Consider the following 18,474-nt stretch of genomic DNA (forward strand, 5'->3'; position numbering starts at 1 on the left):
CTTGGCATTGTAAATGCTTGAATGATATCAGCTTAAATATTGGACCAGATCCCTGATGCCCAGAGATCGACCAAAAGATCTCTTCGCACGAGTGCCCGCTTTTGGCCGATTTCGGTCAGTCACGACTGACCGAAATCGACCCACCACTCACATCCGCGCCAACGCTTGGGCCAGGTCGGCGCGCAGGTCTTCGATATCCTCGACACCCACTGACAAACGCACCAGCGCATCGCCGATGCCGAGCTGCGCACGGGTTTCTGCCGGGATGCTGGCGTGCGTCATGATCGCCGGGTGCTCGATCAGGCTTTCGACCCCGCCCAGGCTCTCGGCCAAGGCGAAGATCTGCACACTCTCGAGGAAACGCTTGGCGCCGGCCAGGTCGCTGTTCAGGTCGAGGGAGATCATCCCGCCGAAACCGCGCATCTGCCGCCGCGCCAGTTCGTGCTGCGGGTGCGACGGCAGGCCCGGATAATAGACGCGCGCCACCTGTGGCTGACGCTCTAGCCATTGCGCCAGCTTCAGCGCATTGCTGCAGTGGCGCTCCATGCGCAGCGCCAGGGTTTTCACTCCGCGCAGGGTGAGAAAAGCGTCGAACGGCCCGGCGATAGCCCCCACCGCGTTCTGCAAGAAGCCCAACCGTTCGCGCAGCTCGAAATTCTGCCCCACCACCGCTATGCCACCGATCACGTCGGAGTGGCCGTTCAGGTACTTGGTCGTTGAATGCAGCACGATATCGAAGCCCAGCTCCAGCGGGCGCTGGATCCACGGGCTGGCAAAGGTGTTGTCGGCCACACAGATGATGCCTCGCTCGCGACAGATGCGCGCAATAGCGGCGAGGTCAGTCAGGCGCAGCAAGGGATTGCTCGGCGTCTCGACCATGACCATCCGCGTGTCATCCTGCAGCGCCGCTTCGAATGCCGACAGGTCGGTCAGATCGACGAAGCTGAAGCGATGCCCGGCGCTGTGCCGGCGCACCTTGTCGAACAGTCGAAAAGTACCGCCATACAGGTCGTTGCCGGAGACGATGTGCGCGCCACTGTCGAGCAGTTCGAGCACGGTGGAGATCGCCGCCAGCCCGGAGGCGAAGGCGAAGGCCTGGGTGCCGCCCTCAAGGTCTGCCACGCAACGCTCCAGCGCAAAGCGCGTCGGATTGTGCGAGCGCCCGTAGTCGAGCCCCTTGTGTACACCGGGGCTCTGCTGCAAGTAGGTGGAATTGGCGTAAATCGGCGGCATCAGCGCCCCGGTGGAAGGGTCCGGCGCCTGTCCGGCGTGGATCACACGGGTGGCGAAGGCGCGTGGTGCGGCGGTTTCATCGTGTTGACTCATGTGAGGGATCTCCGCAAGTGATTGAGCATGTCGACTCGAGTAATCAGGCCGTGGAAGCCCGAGGCGTCTTTGATGATCGCCACCAGCCCACGGTCGAGCTCCGCCTGCAGTTCGGCCAGGCTGGCGCCGGGAGGCAGGGTTTCCAGCTTGTCGGTCATCGCGCTGGCCACGGTCATGCGAAAGTGCGAAGTGTCCTGGTGCACGTCAAGCAGAATATCGGATTCGTCAATCACGCCGACCAGCCGCTGGCCGTCCACCAGCACCGGCAGCTGCGACACATCCGCCAGGCGCATGCGCTGGAAGGCGGTGAGCAGCGTGTCGTCCGGGCCTACGCTGATGACCCGGCCATCTTCGAAGCGTCGCGCGATCAGGTCGCGCAGATCACCGTAGCGCTTGCGCGCAAGCAAGCCCTGGTCGGTCATCCACTGGTCGTTGTAGACCTTCGACAGGTAGCGGGTGCCGGTGTCGCAGACGAAGCTGACCACCCGCTTCGGCTCGGTTTGCTCACGGCAGTAACGCAGTGCCGCCGCCAGCAAGGTGCCGGTCGAAGAGCCGCCGAGAATGCCTTCGGCGCGCAGCAGTTGGCGGGCATGATCGAAGCTTTCCTCGTCGCTGATCGAGTAGGCGTGGCGCACGCTGGAAAGGTCGGCAATCGACGGGATGAAGTCTTCGCCGATGCCCTCCACCGCCCACGAACCGGGTGTGCCGAGGGTCCCGCTGCGGCTGTATTCGGCCATCACCGAGCCGACCGGGTCGGCCAGCACCATTTCCAGGTTCGGCTGCACGCGGCGAAAGAAGCGGGTCAGCCCGGTCAGCGTGCCGGCCGAACCGACGCCGACGACGATGGCATCCAGATCATGCTGAGTCTGCGCCCAAATCTCCGGAGCGGTGCTGCACTCGTGCGCCAGCGGGTTGGCCGGGTTGTTGAACTGATCGGCGAAAAAGGCCTCGGGAATTTCTTGCGCCAGCCGCGCGGCAACGTCCTGGTAGTACTCGGGATGGCCCTTGCCAACGTCGGAACGAGTGATGTGCACCTCGGCGCCCATCGCCTTGAGGTGCAGGACCTTCTCGGTGGACATCTTGTCCGGCACCACCAACACCACCCGGTATCCCTTGGCGCGGCCGACCAGCGCCAGGCCGAGGCCGGTGTTGCCGGCGGTGGCCTCGACGATGGTGCCGCCGGGCCGCAGGCGGCCATCGCGCTCGGCGCCGTCGATCATCGCCAGGCCGATGCGATCCTTGATCGAACCGCCGGGGTTCTGCGATTCGAGCTTGAGAAACAGCGTGCACGGGCCGGTATCGAAGCGGCTCACGCGAACCAGCGGCGTATTGCCGATCAGTTCGAGCACGGCGGGGCGGGAGTCGTTCGGCATGTCGTCACCTCGCTGCGGGAATTCACCCTGGATGGACAGCAACCGGCGGTGAGCAACGTGCGCCGGTCGCAGGCAATGCGTCGCTTGGACCATAGGCCGGGATTGTGCTGCCCGCAACCTTGCACAGCCAGTCGGTAGCGTCGCCGTCGAAACGACAAGGCCCGTCGAATGGCGCGACGCCGTTCAGTCGAGCGTAGTTTCCGGTTCTTCCAGGTGATCGATGTGCTTGAAGCGCTCAACCAGGAAATCGATCAGGCTGCGCGCGCGCCGACAGCCGAGTAATCGCCACTATCACTGGCGTTTCAGCCCATCGCGCCAAGTCATTGCACGGCCTGCTGACGGTCAAGCCAAAAAAAATCTGCCCCCCATTTCGCGCAACGAGCACAGACGAAAAAGCCCGGCTAACCGGGCTTTTTCACGTAAGAGCGTACTCACCAGCAGACGGGTACTGCGTTTACTGAACGTTTTTCAGCTTGATCACGTCACCGGAGATCTTGGTGGTGTAACCGGTCAGGACCCAAGCCCAGAACCAGTTTTCCTGTACCTGGGTGTTGATCATTGCGTCGCCGCCCTTGGCCTTGATCGCCGCGTCCTGAGCACGAACAAAGCGGCTGTTCTGCTGGATCGGGATGCAGCCAAACAGCAGGAGGCCAGTGGCGCTCGCTTCACTGTGACCCAGAACGGTGTACTGGGTGCTGTCATAGTGCTGGGTCTTCATCGAGGTGCCGGTGCAACCTGCCAGAACCAGGCCAAACAATACAACGGCAACAACTTTGCTGAGGTGTTTCACTGAGTAACTCCATGAGAAAAGCCCGGGATCCATTTCTCGAGCGGTGCACACTCTAACTGATCAGATGGCCAATTGGCATCAACCGCAGATTCGGCTAAACAACCCGACACCTGTGATAACAGTACCGTCCCTGCTTCTGGAAGTTGCCATGGATCTCGCCACGCTCACACTATTCCTTCCCGCCTGTTTCGCCCTGAACATGGCGCCAGGCCCGAACAATCTGCTGTCGGTCAGCAACTCGACCCGATACGGCTACCACGCGTCCTGTGTAGCCGGGCTCGGACGTTTGCTGGCGTTCGCCGGAATGATTGCGTTGGCCTCAGCCGGGCTGGCGGTGGTACTGCAAACCTCAGAACTGCTGTTTTACGGGATCAAGATTCTCGGTGCGGCGTATCTGTTCTACCTAGCGGTTCAACTCTGGCGAGCCAATCCGCAGGCTGAAAGCGCAGTCGCCAGCGCGCCGATTGGCATCCTGGCGTTGGCCCGGCAAGAGTTTCTGGTGGCGGCAGGCAAGCCTAATGATGGGTAATATAAAATTTCCGATGAGTTGCTATCGGCCGCGCCGGGGCTGCCCAAGCGCATCAAATGATGAGCTTGCATGATTTTACAATTTTAGTGCCCACCTAAATCCCAAAATTCAACGCCTTGATATCAACGTGCTACCTTAAAGCTCTTCTTAGTAAAATATTGAGGGATTTATGGCTCATTGCATTTACTGCCGTACGGACAAGGATGATTCAGAGTTCACCCTAGAGCACGTAATTCCACAGTTTTTAGGAGGTGCACATAGTCCCGATTTTTTGAAAACACGAGATGTGTGCAAAAATTGCAATAGCAACCTCGGCTTATTTGTAGATGCATCTTTTGAGAAGAACTGGGTCGTTTCCAATTGGCTCCGCGAGACATCTTCAGCACTCTATAACTCGGACAAGCCTGTTGGTGTGTCACTCATCTGCATGGGAAACAGTGACCTCTCCCCTCCAGAGCTTCCCGATGACCATGTCTGCGAACTGTGGCTAGGTCCACTTGGCGAACAAGTATTTTGGCTTCGTCCGCACGATGAAAGAATGTCCGCGTACGTTGGCGGAAATCCACGGACGATGAAGAGCGTTGAGACACGAGCCTATTTCTTATTTTCAGAAAACTCGCATACAGATCCTCTCAAAACATGGCTGTCCTTTGAACAGGCATTCCAAGGGCGCAAGGTCAAAAAAATCATGTGCACTGAGATCGATGGAGCTGATCCGGCTGACATAGGGTTCACGCAGGCTGATGAAATAGATCGATCACGTATTAAGTTTTTTCATGACAATAGTCATGGCACGTCAGAACGCAGCGTACAGGTTGTGGTGAACTCTCGGTTTGACCAACGATTCTTGTGCAAATTGGCAATAGGCGTCGCCTACTGCTTATTCGGGTCAAAGGTTCTAGATACCGATTATGGCAAGGAACTGCACAAAGGATTGTGGTATCGCGGAGACAATGAGGAACCGAATGTTCGTGGCACTGCACTGTTTTCCCATCCCAAAGATCGGGACATCAACAGCATCGTAGGCTTCCCTAATGCGGTAGCCATAGCGCTAATCTCTACTCCCGACGGCATAGCGATTAACCTTAACATCAGCTCGCAGCTGAATTGGACGATCCTGTGTGCGCCTATTGACACTCTTACGCATCAAGATCTTGCCAAAATTGGCGACGGTCAGATCATTGTGCTCGCACGCCCCCTCCAAACCGGTATCCACCTTGAACTCCCTGCATATCTGGCGCACTCGTTGGGGGCCACGCCACATCCCCAACTAAACGCGATCCAGGAACGCGCAGAAAAAAACAAATCAGCCATTAGTCCGCCGTAATTTTTTCTCACCCCATAGATCCGGATCGATAACGCTCGTTTACCTGTAAGCGGTGTAGGTCCGACGCTCTGCAATGTGCACCTTGGAGTGTGAACTGAACCAGAAGATTGTCACCAGCAATCCTAACGATGCCCAAAATAAAATTTGGTCAGACAGCTTTGGGCCAGCTACGGTCATTCAGTGTTTACAGACTTCAGGGCGATTCAATGCTAGCTTTATGCCTTCTCTCTGAAAGGCCTAAGCCGCCATGCCTATAGAACCTGATCGCCTCTATCACGACCTCGGCTACCTTATTGCGGAAATGCCAGACATGGCCACCCATCAATGGCAGACCGCTGAAGGCCAGCGATGGCTAGGACGCGCCTCGGCTCTTCTTGAGCAAAGTGGCAGCATCATGGATGCGGCAACTTTCAACGCCGCTACAGAGCGTTTGAGTTCCAACGCCCTCATACCAGGCCATCCTGAAGCCGTGCAACTAATGACAACTGTCCTTTATCGTGCCTTGGCCCGGGCAGAACTTCAGGCATCCCCTTCCACCCGCGGCGCCTTTATTCCTGTCGGAGAGACCTTCTCCGCGTTTACCGCCATATCGAAGATCCTGACCGAAGCCCGCAACACTGTGATGTTCGTCGACCCATATGCCGACGCCAACCTCCTGACAGACTTCGCCGTCTTGGTACCCGAAGGTGTCACAATACTGATCTTGGCAGACACCAGCGGAAGGAAAGCAGCATTAGCTCCGGCGGTGAGACACTGGGCACAGCAGTATTCGTCGGCACGCCCATTGGAAGCTAGACTTGCGCCAGATCGGTCGCTACATGATCGGCTGATCATCGTTGACGAGCTGGAGTCATGGAGCCTTGGACAATCCTTCAATGCACTAGCTGCACGTGCCCCTACCAGCCTAGTCCGTGCGGACTCCGAAACGGCCCAGCTTAAAATCCAGGCCCACAGCCTGATCTGGCAGACAGCCGTTCCGATTTAGTGAATTCGTTACGTAAGCACAAGGGGCCCGCGGCTTGGCTGATGTTGTCGAGTACCGCAGCCTAATACTGTCGCCGGACTCCTTTCTACCCATCACAACGGGCTGCTCTGAGTCGAACGCGGCGTCCCGCTCCGGCTCCGCCCGCCTAGCTGCTGTGAAATCAAGCTAGGCCCCAGTAACCCCAAAGCGATTTTGATTTTCACTGCATTCCTCCCGCAGTTCGTCGACCCGACGAAAGCCGTGACGCCGCAGTTCGCGGTACTGGGTGCGTTGTTTTTGTGTCTGGAATGGATCGCCATCAGTGCCTACGCCTACATGGGTTTGCACATGCGTCGCTGGTTTGCCGAGCCACGTGGCAAGCAGATTTTCAATCGTTGCTGCGCCGGGCTGTTGTCGGCAGCGGCGTCGATGTTGCTGATGGCCCGTCGTGCCTGACGCTTGGGCTTCAGGGTGCCATTTTTCTGGTCCCCCGTTGCCTTTTTGAAGTCCCCATTTTGCAGCGCACCGACCTTGCTCCAGCGCAAAGCTGATCGTTGCTAATGAACAACGACAACCAGCCCCTCCCCCTCACCCGGAATGCTGAAGTAGCGTGTGATCAGATCAAACTCGGCGTCCGTTGCTGCGAAATCATGTAAGCCCTCCGCGTTCCGTACGTGCAATCTGGCGCGGCAAGTCTCCTCGTCAACATCCAGATAGTGCAGACAATGCTGCGTCTGCGTTTGATCTGCCAAGGTGCGCAACCACTCGCGATCAGAGACGGTGTTTGCAGGAAAATCCAGTACCACGCAAACACCTGCCGCAAGCAGGCTGACAACCAACGGCCCCAACACCCCACGAATGCGATGTGCACACCGCACATAATCGGTCACCGAGCGGATCTCTCCCGGATAAAGCATCGAAAGCCAATGGTCTTCGCTGAGTAGAATGGCAGCGTGGTTGTCGGCAAGCACTTTTGCCAATGTCGATTTACCAGACGCGATTTTGCCGCACATCAAATGCAACGTAGGTGTCGTCATGGGATACGTTCCTTCATATCGGACAACGGATAGTGCCCAATACTGGCTGCCGGCGCGATAGCGCCGCAGCCCTTGTTAGCCATCAGATTACTTTGATCCGGTTTTATCCGGCGCCGTGGCGATGACACTGCCCGCAACACGCAGCAACCGCAACCAAGTCGTGCGTGACTATTGTGTGTGGGTTGTGTGAGCTTCGAACGCGCAGACGATGCCATCAATCATTGCTGCGATGCGCGCGGTATGCCGAAGGTCTTGATGCGTGACAAGCCAGACTTCGTAGACCGCCCCACGTGCGGGTTCCGGCCATATCTGCACGAGGCCGTCGTGTTCAGCCAGATGTATCGGAAGCTCACCGATGCCGATACCGGCCTTTACCGCAGTACGCAGCATGAGGCTAGAGTTGAAGGTCGATACGATGCGCCCCGCGTGTATCGGTTCGCCAGCAAGCGTCGGTGATCGATTGCTCGTCCAATTTCCCTGGTAGACGACAAGATCGTGGCCCGCGAATGCAGAGCCAACGGCGGGCTTGCCGTGTTGCTCGAGATAAGCATTCGATGCAAAGAGCGCCATGGGCCAGCGAGCCAGGCGCCGTGCGACAAGATCGGGATTATCCGGCCTGACTGACCGGACCGCGATGTCCGCTTCACGCTTTGCCAGATTCAGCATGCGCGTCGAGGTGTCCAGCAGAACGCGCACTTCGGGATGCACGGCATGCAGGCGTTCGATGGCGGGAAGCAGGAATTCGAGCGCGATCGAGTCGGTGCTGGTGACTCTCACGTCCCCCGCAAGCCGTGTATCCGTGCCTTGAGTTCGTCTGACAAGTTCGTGTGCCGAGTGCTCCATTTTCTCCGCTGATCTCAGCGCGATCTCGCCTGCGGTGGTCAACGCGTAACCCTCAGAGGTGCGCAGAAAGAGCGTTGCACGTAGAGCGTGCTCCAGTGCTGCAATCCGTCTGCCGACCGTCGCCTGATCGAGATTGAGCGCCCTGCCCGCTCCACGGAGCGTTTTTTCGCGCTCCACCGCTAGAAACACTCGCGCATCATCCCAATTCATCGTGCCCACTCCTGATGCAAATCTGCATCTCACCCTATGAATAATGCTGCACGTCAGCATCAGTGTCGATATCTATACTTCGCTGACTTGGGGGCCTCGCTCAATGATCCGCCCGGATCAATCGAGCCTCATCTATTGAAGGAGTGGTAGCTATGTCGGCTTCAACTTATCGCGTGCCGTCGTCCATGACGGCCATTGAAATTAAACAGCCCGGCGGTCCTGAGGTCCTGGTGCCGACTACGCGCTCGGTGCCGACGCCAACCGCCGATCAGGTTCTGATCCGCATCCACGCGGCGGCCGTGAACGGCCCAGACGTTTTCCAGCGCAAAGGGCTGTACGATGCACCCGCTGGAGTTACGGACATTCCAGGGCTGGAAGTCGCAGGTCAGGTGGTCGCCATTGGCTCCGACGTGTCCAAATTCCGGATCGGCGAACGGGTGTGTGCATTGATTCCCGGCGGTGGCTACGCAGAATATGCAGTTGCGGACGCCTGCAACACGATGCATATCCCCAAAGGCCTGACGTTGGTGGAAGCGGCGGCCATGCCTGAAACGTTTATGACGGTGTGGCTGAACGTTTTCCAGCGCGGCAAGCTGGTTGCTGGTGAATCAGTGTTGATCCATGGCGGTGCGTCAGGTATCGGTACCACGGCGACCATGCTGGCGAAGGCATTCGGCGCTGCGAAGATCATCACGACCGTTGGCTCGCAGGCACATCGGAAGGCCAGCCTGGCGCTCGGCGCAGACCTCGCGATAGATTACCGCGAGGAAGATTTCGTCGCCGAAGCGAAGCGTTATACCGATGGAAAAGGTGTCGACGTGATCCTCGACATCATTGCCGGCGACTACGTGGCTAGAAACTATGCCGTAGCCGCCATGGATGGCCGGATCCTCCAGGTGGGCGTGATCAAGGGGCCGGCGAAGGATCTCGACGTCGTGCCTATGATGATGAAACGTCTAACGCACATGGGCTCAACATTGCGATCGCGCACCTCCGCGGAAAAGGCGAGCATCATCAATGAACTCGAACAGCTGGTCTGGCCGCACATCGAGAGCGGCAAGATCAAGCCGGTTATCTACAAGACCTTTGCGCTTGCCGACGCTTGCGGCGCTCACGAGCTGATCGATTCCGGCACACACTTTGGAAAAATCGTCCTGACGACAGGTGCCGATCTCATTGGCTGAAGCCTGGCTTGCCGCTTTCGTTTTTGATGCTGTAAAGCAACGTATTTGTGTCGGCTTACATCAGCTACGCTTCCACATTGGGTATCAACTAGGCTGATGAGGGCGAGTGTCGCACGACTGAAACCCAACCGGCTGGAATCCAGGTCGGCGACTGGAGAATATGAACGCAAAGCCAGTGTCGCTTGCCTATTGGGGAGGCGGATGAATGATAAAGGGGGGACACATGCCTGAATCCACTGCCCGCAAGCGCAACAAACCTGCTACGGAACCTACTGATCCGAAAACCCTGGCAGCACAAGAAGACCCGTCCACGCTGTTTGCGGGGCGTGCCTCTTTGGCGTCGCGCATCGGACAGGGCAAAGCGGCGCGCGCAAAGGTGCCGCGCGCGAAGCTGGCGGACTGCAAGATCGAAGATCGGGACCCCATTGCGCTGCTCGACGCGTCCAACGTGGGTCGGGTGACAGAGCTGATACCCATTCGCTACGGACGTATGGTTGCGAACCCATTCGCGTTCTATCGTGGTGCGGCTCCGCTGATGGCATTCGACCTGTCGAAACTGCCTCATTCCGGCCTGATCGTGCAACTGGGCGGCGATGCGCATCTGGCCAATTTCGGACTGTTCGCAAGCCCCGAGCGGCGCATTCTTTTCGGACCCAACGACTTCGACGAAACACTGCCCGGCCCCTTTGACTGGGATGTGCGCAGACTGGCTACATCGTTCGTGATTGCCGCGCGCGAACGCGGACTTGCGACGCGTGATCAGCGCGCCTTGGTGCGCCGGCTATGCGAGACGTTCCGGCAACAAGTCGCCGAGTTCAGCCGGATGGACACGCTCGACGTCTGGTACTACCAGTTCAAGGCGTCAAGCATGCTGGCCATTGCCGATTCGACGGAAGAAAAGAGAAAAGAACTGACCGTCATCGACAAGGCGAGGCAGCAGTCGTCGCGTTCCGTGACGGCTCATGCCACCGAGCTTGTCAACGGCAAGCTGCGCATCAAGGACATGCCGCCGCACGTTTATCACGCCCCACTGGAGAGCCGGCACGATCAAAAGCAATACGATGCACTGGTCCGGCGTTTCTTCGCCGACTACCGTTTGACTCTGCCCGATGACAGGCGCGCACTGTTCGATCGCTATGAACTGGTGGATGTCGCCATTCGCGTAGTGGGCGTTGGGTCGGTGGGGACGCGCTGCTACGAGGCGCTTTTCATGGCCGACGGAGAGTGCCCATTGTTCCTTCAACTCAAGGAGGCGCGGGCTTCTGTACTGGAGAGTTATCTGCCGCCGAGTCGTTATTCCAATCACGGTCAGCGTGTGGTGAACGGGCAGCGTCTACTGCAATCGGCCAGCGACATTTTTCTCGGATGGTCGAAGATGCGTCATACGGGCAATGACTTCTACGTGCGGCAATTGCGCGACATGAAGGGTGCGTTCGATTTCACCCGCTTCGACGTTAAAGATCTCGGCGAATATGCGGTTTCCTGCGCTCACGCGCTGGCCCATTCGATGGCGAAAGCGGGAGACCCTGCGTTGCTCAGCGGATACGTTGGAAAGTCGGATGCATTCGACAAGGCCATCGAGCGATTCGCACTCGCTTATGCGGATCAGAATGAGGCCGACTGGGCGGTTTTGAAAGCAGCAGTCAAGGCTGGACGCATCCAGGTGATTCGTGAATGAGTGTGGAGCACCCTCATCGTTTTTTTTGCGCACTCGCAATGGCTGCTCGCCTGGCATCAACGGCAAAAAGAAATACCGGCGGCGCAGTGGGTGGCTTCTGATCCGGGCGTAGCTCTTCAACGGGCAATCGATACGTGCTACGGCATCCTCTAATGTTGGTGCATGGAGCGAAACAGGACGGCACAGGCCGAGAAAAAACTTAACGTCGTGTCCGGGATTAGTTGACCACTACAACACAGCAAGGCCTCTATCGACGAAAACCACCACCGCCACGCTCGGTCTGGGTGTAGCGTCGGCTCTGGGCTGCACCTCGGTGTCGATTCTGCATGTCCTTATTCAACTCGCTCACAGGCACCTGTCCGCTGGGTCTGCTATAGCCGCCCGCAGTATTTTGTGGAGTGCCCCCACTTGGCCTGTTCGCAGTCGATGGCGCCGGACGCTGCTGTTGACTGCTCTGCGTTCTTTGCTGAGCGGTCGCAGAATTGTTGGCTTGAGTAGTAGTGGGGCGCGGTTGTTGAACACTCTGCGCTGTCGGTTGCGTACCCTTCGGCGTGGGTTTGTTGACCGATGACCAGGAGCCATTGTCGTATTTCTGCCAGCTACCATTGGTGTTCTTGTAAACACTGCCGTCACGCCCGGCGTACATATCGCCGTTCGCGGTTTTGCCCGCCGCCGCGCGCCCGTTGACGCTCGTACTGGTAATGGCCTTGCCGCCGGCCGAATTCTGATACGTACCGACCGTCCCGCTGGCCGTCGTCGTATGCTGCGTCGCCGCCCACTGGTTGCCCTTCGTGACGACAGAACTTCCCCACTGGCCGTACGCGTTCGAGCCTTGGCGTGTCGCCGCATAGGCACCGGTGTAGGGATTGTAGGCCTGCGCAATACCGGCGCTGCCGTACCGTCCGGAAGCAGCCGCGCCGCGTGCATAGGTACCAGTGTTCGGGTTGTACGAGGTGCCCCATTGCGCGCTGCCGTTCGGTCCGTAAGCGCCCCCTCTCACGCCGCTGGCTCCCGTGTAAGGGTTGTAGGTGCGATAGCCGTAGGGCACCGGACGTGGATAGTAAACCGGGTAACGTCCGGGTCCCCGAGCGATATAGGGCGGATAGTAATACCCGTTGCCGTTCGCAATGATCGCGCCGACCGCCGCACCGACGATAAACGCGCCGACATACCCCGCCGTGTAACTTGCCTGCACGCTGCCGCTGGGGGTGACCTGTTGCGTGACATAGGTCACGTTATAGACGGGCGAACTAGGCGGGATCGTATAGATAACCGGGGGCACAGACGTGGTGGTTTGCCAGGGGCCGGCGGGGGACGAAGCATCGAACCACACGCCTTTAGTGCAGACATAGTAACGATTGTCCACCTTGATCACTTTGTCAGGTGTGTTCGTTGCGTACGCGAGCGCAGTACCTTCAATCGGCTGGAACTCGGGTTCGCCGTTGTACGAAACCTTGACCTCGCTCGCCGCCGCAGCAGGATCCACCTCGACGGTTGTCGGGATCTGTGCGAGCAGAACAGCATCTGCGGCTTCCGGTGTCCCGGGTACGGAACTGAGGACCCAGGCGGCCGCGCTGTCGCGCGGAATCTTCGCGAAATCGGGCGGTAACTGATTCGTCGCGAACGTCCACGGTCCGCCCAGTGCGGGCGCAGAAAACCACCGGCCGCCAGTCAAATAGTAGAAAGTCTTGGTCGGTGAAAAGACGAATACATCACTCTCGGTATTCTTGGCGAAGACCAGCCCAGTGCCGGGAATCGGTGCGTAGACCGGCTGCCCGCCGAAGGCAATCAGCTCAGCCGGGGCACTGCTGAAGAACACCCCTGGCGCCTTGGTTTTTTGCGCTTTAGGTGGCGGAATGTAGGGTTTCAGGTCTGCCCAGGTGGGGTCGGAAGGAACCTTGGACATCGTGGCGGGCAGCACTTTCGTTTCTGCCCATCCGCTTTTCGGGTCGGTCGATGTCATCCATGACTGTCCGGTAAACAGGTAGTACTGGTGGCTGGCGTTGTCGGTAAACAGCGGCCAGTTGGCATTGACCACGAATGAAAGGTCTGAATCCTGAATCGGCGCGAGCGTCGGTTCGCCGTCCACAACCAGCAGGATCGCCGGCCCGTAACTCACGAAGATCGCCGGCGGATCGTTCTTGACCTCGGCAACCGGAGGCGCTTTTTTGCTCTCCACGCTCGCGACCAGGCGGTCGACTGACAGGGTCAGCGAAGCCTGCGGATTGAGAAACTCGCGCACGAGTTGATCCAGCTTTTGGCTCGTTGCCTGGTCCGCACCGGGGAATGCGGTACTGACAATTTGCGGGTTGCTTAATAATGCGTTGCGACTGTCTATATCCACATCGGTATGCGTTTGCAGCGTGACCACGCCTACCTGTGGTTTGCCCCCGGGCGGGGTGATGTTTATCGCCATTCGACCGGTCAGTTGCTTGAAGTCCGTCCAGTCGTCGATCTGAGGCTGGTAATAGGTAAGGGTCGCGCCGTCCCGGACAACTTCACGCGGCCAACCGGGGTCCAGGGTCGCGGCGCGGATCGGCTGGATGGCAGACAATGCCAATGCCAGCGTTAATGCTCGGATGGGCAGTCTTGACGCTGTCATGCTTCGCTCCTGGCCTGCCTCAATGGCACTTCCGCTGCGCGGCCAGACCCATGGACGGAAGGCGATTTAGCAGACACTGGGTTGATCCTGATGGTCGGGTCACTATCGCCGTCAGGTATGCAGATCTATAAACATAGGTTGACTACAGCGCGCCTGCAAGATATTGGGTAGTGATCGGAAATTGTGATCCGCGATAACCTCTTACCAGTGCAAGACTGTCGAGCAGCGGCTCGTAGCCGGATGGCGAAGAACGATCAAGGTTTGACCAGAAAATGGTCCAGCAGCAGGTAGGTGTATGCCTGTATGTATGCCCATAACCTAGAAACGCTTGAATGAAACAAGGGGCTACAGGCAGCAATAGCGAGGCGATTCAGGATCGTTTCAAGGAACCGGAAAGCCATTTTGATTTTCACTGCGTTCCTCCCGCAGTTTGTCGACCCGACGAAAGCCGTGACGCCGCAGTTCGCGGTACTGGGTGCGTTGTTTCTGGGTCTGGAATGGATCGCCATCAGTGCCTACGCCTATATGGGTTTGCACATGCGTCGCTGGTTTGCCGAGCCACGCGGCAAGCGAATTTTCAACCGTTGCTGCGCCGGTTTGTTGTCGGCAGCGGCGTCGGTGTTGCTGATGGCCCGCAGGGCCTGAATCCCATTGAACGTTAAGGCACTGAAAACCCACATGAACCTGAGCATTTTCTACGCCTTGAGCGCGGCCGCACTGTTTGGCGCCAGCACCCCGCTGGCCAAACTGCTGGGCGTGGATGTCTCGCCAATTTTACTGGCGGGGTTGCTGTATCTGGGTAGCGGCATCGGCTTGACCCTGGTCCGGTTTATCCGCGACCGCGGCTGGCAGGCAACCGGTCTGACGGCCGGCGAGTGGCCGTGGCTGATTGGTGCCATCGCCTTCGGCGGGGTGCTTGGGCCTGTGGCATTGATGTTCGGTTTGACCCTGACTTCAGGGGCGGCGGCCTCGCTGATGCTCAATCTGGAATCGGTACTGACGGCGCTGCTGGCCTGGCTGGTGTTCAAGGAGAACGCTGATCGGCGAATCGTCGCGGGGATGTTGGCCATCGTCGCTGGCGGGGTGTTCCTTGCCTGGCCGCAAGACTCGACTCAGGCGCAAGGCTGGATCGGCCCGTTGGCCGTAGCGCTGGCGTGTGCCTGCTGGGCCATCGATAACAACCTGACCCGCAAGATCTCGGCGTCCGATGCCCTGTTCATTGCCGGTATCAAGGGGCTGGTCGCGGGGGCGGTCAACTGTACGCTGGCGCTATCGTTGGGGGCCAAACTACCGAACATTGCCACGCTCGCGCCGATACTCCTGGTCGGCTTTCTGGGTTACGGCATCAGCCTGGTGCTGTTCGTACTCGCTCTTCGCGGCCTGGGCACGGCGCGCACCGGCGCATACTTTTCGACCGCGCCGTTTCTGGGGGCGGCGATTGCGATTCTGATCCTCGGCGAACCGGCTTCATTGACGTTCTGGATCGCTGCCCTGCTGATGGGCATTGGCGTCTGGATTCACCTCACTGAAAGCCATGCGCACGAACACCAGCACGAGCCGCTGATCCATGGTCACCGGCATGTTCACGATGAACACCATCAGCATGAGCACGACGTTGAATGGGATGGCAGCGAACCCCACAGCCACGTTCACCAGCATCTGGCGATCCGGCACAGCCATCCGCACTTCCCGGACATTCATCACCGGCACAAGCATTGACCGCTTGCTCGCCGCGTTTGTGAAAGAGGAACAACCCAATGAGTAAGGTTTCTCCAGCACTCGTTGAAGCGGATCTGCCAAGACCTGAGGCGATCAGTTTCCGCGAGGCGTTCTGGTTCTGGCTCAAGCTCGGTTTCATCAGTTTCGGCGGGCCGGCCGGACAGATTTCGATCATGCACCAGGAGCTGGTCGAGCGGCGGCGCTGGATTTCCGAACGACGCTTTCTGCACGCCCTCAACTACTGCATGTTGCTGCCGGGGCCGGAGGCTCAGCAGCTGGCAACCTACATCGGCTGGCTAATGCATCGGACCTGGGGTGGCGTCATCGCTGGGGGGCTGTTTGTACTGCCCTCGTTGTTCATCCTGATTGCCTTGTCGTGGATGTATATCGCCTTCGGCGACGTGCCGGTAGTGGCTGGGCTTTTCTATGGCATCAAACCCGCCGTGACCGCCATCGTGGTGCAGGCCGCTCATCGAATCGGTTCACGCGCACTGAAGAACCATTGGCTGTGGGCCATCGCGGCGGCGTCGTTCGTGGCGATATTTGCATTTGATGTGCCCTTCCCGCTGATCGTGCTGAGTGCTGGATTGATCGGCTATGTGGGCGGCCGCCTGGCGCCCGAGAAATTCAGGATCGGCGGCCACAGCGCAGCCAAAAACTCCTATGGCCCGGCCTTGATCGATGACGACACCCCTACCCCTGACCATGCCCGATTCAGCGGGTTGAAACTGGCGCTGCTGGCACTCATCGGCGCCGCGTTGTGGGCGTTGCCAATGGGAATCCTGACCGCGCTCTTTGGCTGGGAAGGCACCTTGACCCAGATGGGCTGGTTCTTTACCAAGGCGGCGCTGCTGACTTTTGGCGGTGCCTATGCGGTGCTCCCGTATGTCTACCAGGGCGCGGTCGGTCACTATGGTTGGCTGACACCGACACAGATGATCGATGGCCTGGCACTGGGGGAAACCACGCCGGGGCCGCTGATCATGGTGGTGGCTTTCGTCGGCTTTGTCGGCGCCTATGTCTCACAGGTGTTCGGTGCCGATCAGGTGTTTCTGGCGGGTGCCCTCGCGGCCACGCTGGTGACCTGGTTCACCTTTCTGCCTTCGTTCCTGTTCATCCTCGCCGGCGGCCCGCTGGTGGAAGCGACTCACAACGAACTCAAGTTCACCGCGCCGCTGACCGGGATTACTGCCGCGGTGGTTGGGGTGATTCTTAATTTGGCGGTGTTCTTCGGCTATCACGTGCTGTGGCCCAAAGGGTTCAGCGGCACCCTCGATTGGCCCTCTGCGCTGATCGCCATTGCCGCAGCGATTGCCTTGTTTCGCTTCAAGCGTGGTGTCATTCAAGTACTGATGGCCTGCGCGCTCATGGGTTTGGCCGTGCATCTTCTGCGCTAGCGAGCGTCCTGCGCGAAAGTTTGAGCGCAAGAGACCGGGTGCGATCCTGCGGGCAGACCTTTAATCTGCCTGCAGTACCTGAACGTCTGTGCGGAATCTCCATGCCCTATCACCACGCCAGCCAATGCCTATCCACCATCGACCCGGACTGGGCGCGGCACATCGCAGCCATCGGCCCGTGCCTGCATCAGCCAAAACCGGCTCGCGATCCCTATGAAGCGCTGGTTCGGGCAGTTGCTTATCAGCAACTCCATGCCAAGGCCGGCGATGCCATTCTCGGGCGTTTGATTGCGCTGTTTCCCGACTCGCCTTTTCCGACGCCCGAGCAATTGCTGGCCTGCGAATTCGAGGTGTTGCGCGGCTGTGGTTTCTCCCGCAGCAAGATCGCCACGCTTCAAGGTATCGCCCAAGGCGCGCTGGAGGGTCTGGTGCCGGATCGTTCAAACGCGTTGTCGATGAGCGACGACGGATTGATTGAACGCCTGACCCGGTTACGCGGTGTCGGCCGCTGGACTGTCGAGATGCTGCTGATCTACACCCTGGAACGCATGGACATCCTGCCCGCCGACGACGTTGGCGTGCGCGACGGCTACCGCCGTCTCAAGGGGCTGGAGCAACAGCCGAGCCGCCAGCAGATGGTCGATATCGGTCAGGCATGGAGCCCCTATAGAACCGTGGCGGCCTGGTATTTGTGGCGAGTGCCAAACCCATGAAACGCTTTGTGTTGCTCAACGCTCAGGGCGAACCGCTAGACAACGCCGAACCCGGACAATTGGGTGGCCATCGACGATCACGGGTCTACGGTCGACTGGACTGCCCTGCTGCGCTGCGGGCCATTGCCCGTGGCGGCTATGTTGCGCATCGAGTGTTTTTTGCCGATGAAACCACGGCCCGTGCTGCGGGTTATCGACCGTGCGCAGTGTGCTTACCGCGGGCTTATGCGCAGTGGAAAAAATGCGCTGCGCCACCTCCGCTAAACGGCCCCAAGGGCAGGCGCAACACCGTCTAATCTGAGTAGAGCACCACCACAAACACGCCTCTAGCCTCTTGATACAGGGGCTTCTTGATACAGGGGCTTCTTATAGGGGAAGGGGGATGACCGGGAAAACAGCGCGCCAATGCTTGTCATGGGGCCTACCCTCCCTGCTCGCCATCAGCCTGGTGCTGACAGCGGGATGTGCAGGCAAAACTGCCACGGCTCGCTATTCGGCCTCAAGCACAGGCTCAAGCTGCTATGCAAAAGCGCTACCCACTGCCGGCGAGGGCGGCCTGGCTTGGGGCTCCACCTTGAGCATCGCTCGCCAAAAATCCCTGGATAATTGCATACGCTATGCCAGCCAATCCGGTGGCACGCCGAGTACCTGCAAGGTGGTGTTGGCGGAGTGCAAAAATTAATAGAGCCGTAGCGAAGCGGGCCGTTCGGATAGCCTCGCAGGCTCGACAGCTGCTACGGGCGTTTATACTTGCCGACTTGGCCTTCGTCGCGGGCTACAAC

At 58.9% G+C, this 18,474-nt stretch carries 15 protein-coding genes and 3 pseudogenes; 12 read left to right on the plus strand and 6 right to left on the minus strand.

Going from position 1 to position 18,474, the window contains the following annotated elements:
• Nucleotides 1–147: 147 nt before the first annotated feature.
• The 3 genes from BLL42_RS01290 to BLL42_RS01300 all read right to left on the minus strand — a co-directional run bounded on the left by BLL42_RS01290 (nucleotide 148) and on the right by BLL42_RS01300 (nucleotide 3,489).
• Nucleotides 148–1,326, minus strand: a complete 1,179-nt coding sequence (locus BLL42_RS01290; protein ID WP_071550424.1) for a cystathionine gamma-synthase — start codon at nucleotides 1,324–1,326, stop codon at nucleotides 148–150.
• The gene (locus BLL42_RS01295; RefSeq protein ID WP_071555666.1) at nucleotides 1,323–2,699 is read right to left on the minus strand and encodes a pyridoxal-phosphate dependent enzyme; all 1,377 of its coding nucleotides are present in this window, start codon (nucleotides 2,697–2,699) and stop codon (nucleotides 1,323–1,325) included. The genes BLL42_RS01290 and BLL42_RS01295 overlap by 4 nt, the downstream gene beginning before the upstream one ends.
• A gap of 454 nt (nucleotides 2,700–3,153) precedes the next feature.
• Nucleotides 3,154–3,489, minus strand: coding sequence for a hypothetical protein (locus tag BLL42_RS01300; protein WP_071550425.1), 336 nt, complete (start codon nucleotides 3,487–3,489; stop codon nucleotides 3,154–3,156).
• 148 nt (nucleotides 3,490–3,637) lie between these two features.
• Between BLL42_RS01300 and BLL42_RS01305 the strand changes: the two are divergent.
• The 4 genes and pseudogenes from BLL42_RS01305 to BLL42_RS01320 all read left to right on the plus strand — a co-directional run.
• A pseudogene (locus BLL42_RS01305) lies at nucleotides 3,638–4,006 on the plus strand (LysE family translocator); the annotation flags it as partial.
• A 181-nt stretch (nucleotides 4,007–4,187) separates the two neighbouring features.
• Nucleotides 4,188–5,345 carry an HNH endonuclease gene (locus BLL42_RS01310; RefSeq protein ID WP_071550427.1) on the plus strand — a complete coding sequence of 386 codons (1,158 nt, stop codon included), beginning with the start codon at nucleotides 4,188–4,190 and terminating at the stop codon, nucleotides 5,343–5,345.
• Between the two features lie 247 nt (nucleotides 5,346–5,592).
• Nucleotides 5,593–6,330: a hypothetical protein gene (locus BLL42_RS01315; protein ID WP_071550429.1), complete on the plus strand. Its 738-nt coding sequence runs from the start codon at nucleotides 5,593–5,595 to the stop codon at nucleotides 6,328–6,330.
• Between the two features lie 174 nt (nucleotides 6,331–6,504).
• Nucleotides 6,505–6,765: pseudogene (locus BLL42_RS01320) on the plus strand (LysE family translocator); the annotation flags it as partial.
• A gap of 101 nt (nucleotides 6,766–6,866) precedes the next feature.
• Here BLL42_RS01320 and BLL42_RS01325 read toward each other — a convergent pair.
• Both BLL42_RS01325 and BLL42_RS01330 read right to left on the minus strand, forming a co-directional pair.
• Nucleotides 6,867–7,346, minus strand: a complete 480-nt coding sequence (locus BLL42_RS01325) for a P-loop nucleotide/nucleoside kinase family protein (protein ID WP_071550430.1) — start codon at nucleotides 7,344–7,346, stop codon at nucleotides 6,867–6,869.
• Between the two features lie 168 nt (nucleotides 7,347–7,514).
• Nucleotides 7,515–8,399 carry a LysR family transcriptional regulator gene (locus BLL42_RS01330; protein WP_071550431.1) on the minus strand — a complete coding sequence of 295 codons (885 nt, stop codon included), beginning with the start codon at nucleotides 8,397–8,399 and terminating at the stop codon, nucleotides 7,515–7,517.
• 185 nt (nucleotides 8,400–8,584) lie between these two features.
• Here BLL42_RS01330 and BLL42_RS01335 point away from each other — a divergent pair, with 185 nt between their 5' ends.
• Together BLL42_RS01335 and BLL42_RS01340 are read left to right on the plus strand one after the other, a co-directional pair.
• On the plus strand, nucleotides 8,585–9,583 hold the full coding sequence (locus BLL42_RS01335; RefSeq protein ID WP_071555667.1) for an NAD(P)H-quinone oxidoreductase: 999 nt from the start codon (nucleotides 8,585–8,587) through the stop codon (nucleotides 9,581–9,583).
• Nucleotides 9,584–9,806: 223 nt separating this feature from the next.
• Nucleotides 9,807–11,261: a DUF2252 domain-containing protein gene (locus BLL42_RS01340; RefSeq protein WP_071550432.1), complete on the plus strand. Its 1,455-nt coding sequence runs from the start codon at nucleotides 9,807–9,809 to the stop codon at nucleotides 11,259–11,261.
• A 247-nt stretch (nucleotides 11,262–11,508) separates the two neighbouring features.
• Here BLL42_RS01340 and BLL42_RS01345 read toward each other — a convergent pair whose 3' ends face one another.
• The gene (locus BLL42_RS01345) at nucleotides 11,509–13,863 is read right to left on the minus strand and encodes a dermokine domain-containing protein (RefSeq protein WP_071550433.1); all 2,355 of its coding nucleotides are present in this window, start codon (nucleotides 13,861–13,863) and stop codon (nucleotides 11,509–11,511) included.
• A gap of 387 nt (nucleotides 13,864–14,250) precedes the next feature.
• On the opposite strand from BLL42_RS01345, the pseudogene BLL42_RS01350 reads away from it, so the two are divergent.
• The 6 genes and pseudogenes from BLL42_RS01350 to BLL42_RS30370 all read left to right on the plus strand — a co-directional run.
• A pseudogene (locus tag BLL42_RS01350) lies at nucleotides 14,251–14,508 on the plus strand (LysE family translocator); the annotation flags it as partial.
• Between the two features lie 33 nt (nucleotides 14,509–14,541).
• The gene (locus BLL42_RS01355) at nucleotides 14,542–15,582 is read left to right on the plus strand and encodes a DMT family transporter (protein WP_071550435.1); all 1,041 of its coding nucleotides are present in this window, start codon (nucleotides 14,542–14,544) and stop codon (nucleotides 15,580–15,582) included.
• A gap of 38 nt (nucleotides 15,583–15,620) precedes the next feature.
• Nucleotides 15,621–16,979, plus strand: a complete 1,359-nt coding sequence (chrA, locus tag BLL42_RS01360) for a chromate efflux transporter (RefSeq protein ID WP_071550437.1) — start codon at nucleotides 15,621–15,623, stop codon at nucleotides 16,977–16,979.
• Nucleotides 16,980–17,080: 101 nt separating this feature from the next.
• Complete coding sequence (locus tag BLL42_RS01365; RefSeq protein ID WP_071550438.1) at nucleotides 17,081–17,692, plus strand: DNA-3-methyladenine glycosylase family protein; 612 nt, start codon at nucleotides 17,081–17,083, stop codon at nucleotides 17,690–17,692.
• A complete protein-coding gene (locus tag BLL42_RS01370) occupies nucleotides 17,689–17,988 on the plus strand; it encodes an Ada metal-binding domain-containing protein (protein WP_071555668.1) in 300 nt (99 codons plus the stop codon). The genes BLL42_RS01365 and BLL42_RS01370 overlap by 4 nt, the downstream gene beginning before the upstream one ends.
• Before the next feature lie 86 nt (nucleotides 17,989–18,074).
• The gene (locus BLL42_RS30370; protein ID WP_071550440.1) at nucleotides 18,075–18,374 is read left to right on the plus strand and encodes a hypothetical protein; all 300 of its coding nucleotides are present in this window, start codon (nucleotides 18,075–18,077) and stop codon (nucleotides 18,372–18,374) included.
• Nucleotides 18,375–18,474: the final 100 nt, after the last annotated feature.

The organism is Pseudomonas frederiksbergensis (genome assembly GCF_001874645.1).
GTDB lineage: Bacteria > Pseudomonadota > Gammaproteobacteria > Pseudomonadales > Pseudomonadaceae > Aquipseudomonas > Aquipseudomonas frederiksbergensis_B.

What these genes read in the sequence shown, in the direction of transcription:
- BLL42_RS01290 (WP_071550424.1), bottom strand. Translation starts at nt 1,326, where the DNA reads ATGAGTCAACACGATGAAACCGCCGCACCACGCGCCTTCGCCACCCGT.
- BLL42_RS01295 (WP_071555666.1), bottom strand. Translation starts at nt 2,699, where the DNA reads ATGCCGAACGACTCCCGCCCCGCCGTGCTCGAACTGATCGGCAATACG.
- BLL42_RS01310 (WP_071550427.1), top strand. Translation starts at nt 4,188, where the DNA reads ATGGCTCATTGCATTTACTGCCGTACGGACAAGGATGATTCAGAGTTC.
- BLL42_RS01315 (WP_071550429.1), top strand. Translation starts at nt 5,593, where the DNA reads ATGCCTATAGAACCTGATCGCCTCTATCACGACCTCGGCTACCTTATT.
- BLL42_RS01325 (WP_071550430.1), bottom strand. Translation starts at nt 7,346, where the DNA reads ATGACGACACCTACGTTGCATTTGATGTGCGGCAAAATCGCGTCTGGT.
- BLL42_RS01330 (WP_071550431.1), bottom strand. Translation starts at nt 8,399, where the DNA reads ATGAATTGGGATGATGCGCGAGTGTTTCTAGCGGTGGAGCGCGAAAAA.
- BLL42_RS01335 (WP_071555667.1), top strand. Translation starts at nt 8,585, where the DNA reads ATGACGGCCATTGAAATTAAACAGCCCGGCGGTCCTGAGGTCCTGGTG.
- BLL42_RS01340 (WP_071550432.1), top strand. Translation starts at nt 9,807, where the DNA reads ATGCCTGAATCCACTGCCCGCAAGCGCAACAAACCTGCTACGGAACCT.
- BLL42_RS01345 (WP_071550433.1), bottom strand. Translation starts at nt 13,863, where the DNA reads ATGACAGCGTCAAGACTGCCCATCCGAGCATTAACGCTGGCATTGGCA.
- BLL42_RS01355 (WP_071550435.1), top strand. Translation starts at nt 14,542, where the DNA reads ATGAACCTGAGCATTTTCTACGCCTTGAGCGCGGCCGCACTGTTTGGC.
- chrA (WP_071550437.1), top strand. Translation starts at nt 15,621, where the DNA reads ATGAGTAAGGTTTCTCCAGCACTCGTTGAAGCGGATCTGCCAAGACCT.
- BLL42_RS01365 (WP_071550438.1), top strand. Translation starts at nt 17,081, where the DNA reads ATGCCCTATCACCACGCCAGCCAATGCCTATCCACCATCGACCCGGAC.
- BLL42_RS01370 (WP_071555668.1), top strand. Translation starts at nt 17,689, where the DNA reads ATGAAACGCTTTGTGTTGCTCAACGCTCAGGGCGAACCGCTAGACAAC.
- BLL42_RS30370 (WP_071550440.1), top strand. Translation starts at nt 18,075, where the DNA reads ATGACCGGGAAAACAGCGCGCCAATGCTTGTCATGGGGCCTACCCTCC.